Below are 4,943 nucleotides of genomic sequence, written 5' to 3' on the forward strand. Positions count from 1 at the left end.
ACCTGCTGGAAGGAGGACAACGCAGCCGATGCCGCATGGGGGTTGGTGGCCTTTGAATCGTTGATCCAAAGTATGTCATTCTGCTTGGCCACCACCTGGATGCGGTGGGCGCCAGGAAGGTAGTTGATCAGGCCCTGCTTTACAGCTGCCGGTTCAATTCCGTAAGCGCGTACCAGGGCAGCGGCAGCAAGGGCATTGGCCACCATGTGCCGCGGGGCAACGGGTCCGAGATCGGACATCGATGCCAACTCCGCAGCGGAGTCTTTGCGCTCGGCAATGAAAGCACGGTCAACCAACAGCCCGTCCACGACACCGAGCATGCTGATGGCCGGCGTGTTGGTGGTGAAGCCAATGGCACGGCATCCTTCCACCACATCTGCGTTCTCCACCATGCGCTCGGTTTCGATCTGCTCCGCGTTGTAGACGGCGGCCTTTTGGGTGTTTTCATACACCTTGGCTTTATCCGCCAAGTAAGAGCCGTACGATCCGTGCCAGTCCACGTGGTCTTCGGCAACGTTGAGGCACACGCTGGCCACCGGTGACAAGGAGTGGCTCCAGTGGAGCTGGAAGCTGGAAAGCTCAACAGCGAAGGCGTCATAGTCCACAGGATCACGCAGCGCGTCCAGGATGGGAGTTCCCACGTTGCCCACGGCGATGGCCTTGAGTCCAGCCGCCTGCAGCATGGATTCGGTCATGCCCACGGTAGTGGTCTTGCCGTTGGTGCCGGTAATGGTGAGCCAATCCGCCGTCTTGCGTCCCTCGCGGACGCGGAGGCGCCAGGCCAGTTCAACATCTCCCCAGACCGGGATGTGCTTGCGCTTGGCAGCAGCCAGCAGGGCTTGGTCGGGTCGCCAGCCTGGCGATGTAACCACCAGTTCGGGCATGGCGCCGTCGATCAGGGGAAGGGCACTGACCGCATCCTCACCCAACAACACCTCCACCGCACCCACGATTTTCAGGGTATCTGCCTGGGCCTGGGCCTTGGCGGTGGTGGCGGCATCGACCACCACTACCTTGGCTCCAAGCTCGATCAGGGTGTCCGCTGCCGAGAAGCCGGATACACCGATTCCCGTCACCACCACCCGCAGGCCGTTCCAATCAGCATCCCAGCTGGTGAGTCCATTGAGCCTGTCCGTGGCGGACGGGGTCATCTCCGGGCTTCCGTTCACAGCAGTACCACCCATTCAGCGTAGAAAATCCCAAGGCCCGCGGCCACAAAGAGTCCAGCGAGGATCCAGAAGCGCACCACCACGGTGACTTCCGCCCAGCCTTTGAGTTCAAAGTGGTGTTGGAGCGGTGCCATCTTGAAGACGCGCTTGCCGCCGCTGAGCTTGAAGAAGCCCACTTGGATGATCACCGACAGGGTGATCAGGACGAACAGGCCACCGATGAAGGCCAGCAGCAGTTCAGTGCGGGACAGGATGGCAAAGGCCGCAACAGCACCGCCGATCGCCAGCGAGCCGGTATCGCCCATGAAGATCTTGGCAGGCGAAGTGTTCCACCACAGGAAGCCCACCAGGGCGGCACTGAGGATGGCTGCCAGCAGCGCAAGGTCCATGGGGTCGCGGACCTGATAGCAACCGCTGCCCGCTTCACGCGGTGATCCACAGGCCTGGTTGTTCTGCCAGATCCCCATGATGGTGTAGGCGCCGAAGACCATGATGGAGGCGCCGGCCGCCAGCCCGTCCAGGCCGTCGGTCAGGTTCACTCCGTTGGTGGCCGCGGTGATGATCAGGTTGGACCAGACGATGAAGAGGATCGCGCCGAGCACGGTTCCGCCGAAGGCGAGGTCCAACCAGGGGATGTCCCGCACCAGCGAGATTTGGGTGGATGCCGGGCGCAACCCGTCCTCATTGGGGAACTGCAGGACCAGGACCGCGAAAATGATTCCAACGGCAGCTTGGAGGATCAGCTTGGCGCGGGCGTTCAGTCCCAGGCTTCGCTTGTTGGAAATCTTGATGTAGTCATCCAGGAAGCCCACAAAGCCCATCCCCACCATCAGGAAGAGCAGCAGGAGCCCGGACGCGGAAGGACCGGGTGAGCGCGGGTTCATCATCCACATGATCAGGTGGGTCACGAAGTAACTGATGAGAACAGCGGCAACCACTACCGTTCCGCCCATGGTGGGCGTTCCACGCTTGGTGTGGTGGGAAGTTGGCCCGTCGTCACGGATGAATTGCCCGTAGCTCTTGGCTACGAGGAATTTGATGAACAGGGGTGTCCCTATCAGGGCTACCAGAAGGGCGACGCCGGCGCCGATCAAAAGTGCAATCACAGCAGCTCGTTCCCTTCGCTTGCAGCCGTGCCGGCTGCGTTGTCTCCGGTGGGCTCGGCCCGTGGAGGTAATGCTATCCGATCACCCAAATGCCGCAGCCCCACGCCGTTGGAGGATTTGAACAGCACCAGGTCACCGGGTTCGAGCTCGTTCTGAAGAAGCTCATAGGCTTCTTCCACCGTCTCGGTGAACGAACATTCGTCTCCCCAGGATCCTTCCTGGATGGCAGAGATGTAGAGGGCGCGTGCTTCGCGGCCCACCACCACCAGCCGCGAGATGTTCAAGCGGACCACCTGGGTGCCTACGGCGGTGTGCTCGCGGATGGAGTCCTCCCCCAGCTCGAGCATGGCTCCCAGAACCGCCCAGGTCCTCCTGCCCTGCCCAAGGTCTGCAAGGGTGCGCAACGCCGCCCTCATGGATTCGGGGTTGGCATTGTAGGCGTCGTTGATGATGGTCACGCCGTCCGCGCGTTCCGTGCGCTCCATGCGCCAGCGGCTGGCCGCCGACTGCGTGCTCAAGGAGGCGGCAATTGCTGATGCCGGAATGCCCGCGGCGAACGCGGCTGCCGCAGCGGCCAACAAATTGGTGACGTGGTGGGCGCCGATCAGGCGGCTTCGCACCGGAACGGCAGGTCCGCCGTCGGGCAGTACCAGATCGAATTCCGGGAATCCCTGGCCGTTGACCACCACATTGCGGGCTTCGACTTCCTCAGTGGTAGCCGGGGAAGAGGTGAACCCCAGGACTTTGGCTTTGGTCCGGCTGCGCATCGCAGCAACACGGCCGTCGTCCAGGTTGATGACAGCTGTGCCGTGCTCGCTGAGGGCCTCAACGAGTTCGCCCTTGGTTTTGGCGATATTTTCCACGCCACCGAATTCACCTGCATGAGCTGTGCCAACCACCAGGACAACGCCGATATCCGGCTTGACCATCTCCGCAAGGTACTTGATGTGGCCGAGCCCGGTGGCGCCCATTTCGATGACGAGGTAGCGGGTATCTGCATCGGCGGCGAATACCGTCAGCGGGACGCCCACCTCACCGTTGTAGGAGCCCTGCGGGGCCACGGTCTTGCCGGCTGCGGAAAGAACTCCGGCGAGGAGGTCCTTGGTGGTGGTTTTACCCGCCGAGCCAGTGATGCCGATGACACTAAAGTCCTCGCCGCGCTGCGCACGTTCAGCCCTGATGCGTCGGACGCTCTCCGCTGCCAAGGCGCCCATGGCAAGAACGGCGTCATCAACCACGACGGCGGGATACGGGCTTCCGGCGGCATCGGTGACTTCACGTTCGGCGAGAACCAGGACGGCGCCACGATCGAAAGCGGCCCCGACGAAGTCGTGGCCGTCGGCGTGCTCGCCGGGCTTGGCAACGTACAAGGAACCGGGCGTCGCTTCCCGTGAATCAGTGACGACGGAGGTGGGCACGACGTCCGTAGCTCCGGTCAGTCGGCCATGGGTGATGTCGGCGATCTCCGCCGCAGTAAGTGCAATCATCTCGGTTTAGGACTCTATCCGCTGGTCCGTTGAAACGCTGAATCCCTTGGATGTCAAGGCGGCGCGCAATTCCACCCTGTCGTCCAGGGCCAGGTTGACGCCTTTGACCTCTTGCCACACTTCGTGGCCACGTCCGGCTATCAGGATGGTGTCGGCGGCTGAGGCCAGATCCACGGCCAGGCGGATTGCTGCATCCCTCGGGTAGGACTCAATGATCTCGCTGGACAGTCCCTCCTGCTCGCGCGCCGCGTGGGCGCCCTGGAGCACCTCGGCCCGGATGGAGGCGGCGTCTTCGTCGTGGGGATCGTCATCGCTGACAATCACCACGTCGGCCAGGCGCGCGGCAATGGCACCCATCGTGGGCCGTTTGCCTTGATCCCGTTGGCCGGTAGCACCGAAGACCACGATGACGCGGGATCCTTCCTGCGGGGACCGCACGGCCTCCAAGGCGCGTGCCAGGGCATCGGGATTGTGGGCAAAATCAACAACGGCCGCCGGTTCCGTGGAGACCAACTGCATCCGGCCGGGAACAGCAACGGTAAAGGGATCATGGGTATCCAAGGCTGCTTGGAGGGTCTCTTCATCAACACCGGAGGCCAGGACCATAACCGTGGCAAGGGCTGCATTGGCAACATTGAAGTCGCCCGGCAGGCCCGTATGGACGCGCAGTGAACGGCCGTCAACGTGCCGCAGCTCAAACTCCGAGCCCAGCCCGCGGGCGGAAATTCCGGCCACTTGCCAGTCGGCACCGGTCCCACCGGCTGAGAGGGTGGTGACAGGGATGTCAGCTGCCTCCGCAAGCTTGCGCCCCCACTGGTCGTCCACGGTGACAACAGCGTGCCGGGCCCTTCCGGCCGTGAAAAGATCCGCTTTGGTTCGGAAGTACTCCTCCATGCTCCCGTGCAGGTCCAGGTGGTCCTGGGTGAGGTTGGTGAAGCCCGCGACGTCGAACATCACACCGTCCACGCGGCGGTAGGAAATTGCATGGGATGACACTTCCATGGAGGCAGCTTCCAGGCCACGTTCACGCATCAACGCCAACAGGGCATGGACGTCTGTGGACTCCGGGGTGGTCAGCAGGCTTGGAATGGGTTCCCCGCCCGCCACGATCTCGATGGTGCCAATGAGTCCGGGCTTCTTTCCCAAAGCCCGCAAGAGGGAGTTGATGAAGTAGGTGGTGG

4 protein-coding genes are annotated in these 4,943 nt (G+C 62.8%); all 4 read right to left on the reverse strand.

Annotation, left to right across the window (positions count from 1 at the left end):
* Positions 1-1,184 (reverse strand): UDP-N-acetylmuramoyl-L-alanine--D-glutamate ligase (gene murD / locus HP499_RS20630; protein ID WP_172325998.1); only part of this gene is annotated, 1,184 nt, incomplete at its 3' end.
* Positions 1,166-2,275: a phospho-N-acetylmuramoyl-pentapeptide-transferase gene (gene mraY / locus HP499_RS20635; protein ID WP_089594499.1), complete on the reverse strand. Its 1,110-nt coding sequence runs from the start codon at positions 2,273-2,275 to the stop codon at positions 1,166-1,168. The genes mraY and murD, both read right to left, overlap by 19 nt.
* The gene (gene murF / locus HP499_RS20640; RefSeq protein ID WP_172325999.1) at positions 2,272-3,762 is read right to left on the reverse strand and encodes a UDP-N-acetylmuramoyl-tripeptide--D-alanyl-D-alanine ligase; all 1,491 of its coding nucleotides are present in this window, start codon (positions 3,760-3,762) and stop codon (positions 2,272-2,274) included. Before murF ends, mraY begins: the two co-directional genes overlap by 4 nt.
* 6 nt (positions 3,763-3,768) lie before the next feature.
* Positions 3,769-4,943, reverse strand: a 1,175-nt coding sequence (locus HP499_RS20645; RefSeq protein ID WP_172326000.1) for a Mur ligase family protein, incomplete at its 5' end; no start/stop codon positions are given.

Source organism: Paenarthrobacter sp. CM16, from assembly GCF_013179505.1.
Lineage (GTDB): Bacteria > Actinomycetota > Actinomycetes > Actinomycetales > Micrococcaceae > Arthrobacter.

What these genes read in the sequence shown, in the direction of transcription:
- murF (WP_172325999.1), bottom strand. Translation starts at nt 3,762, where the DNA reads ATGATTGCACTTACTGCGGCGGAGATCGCCGACATCACCCATGGCCGA.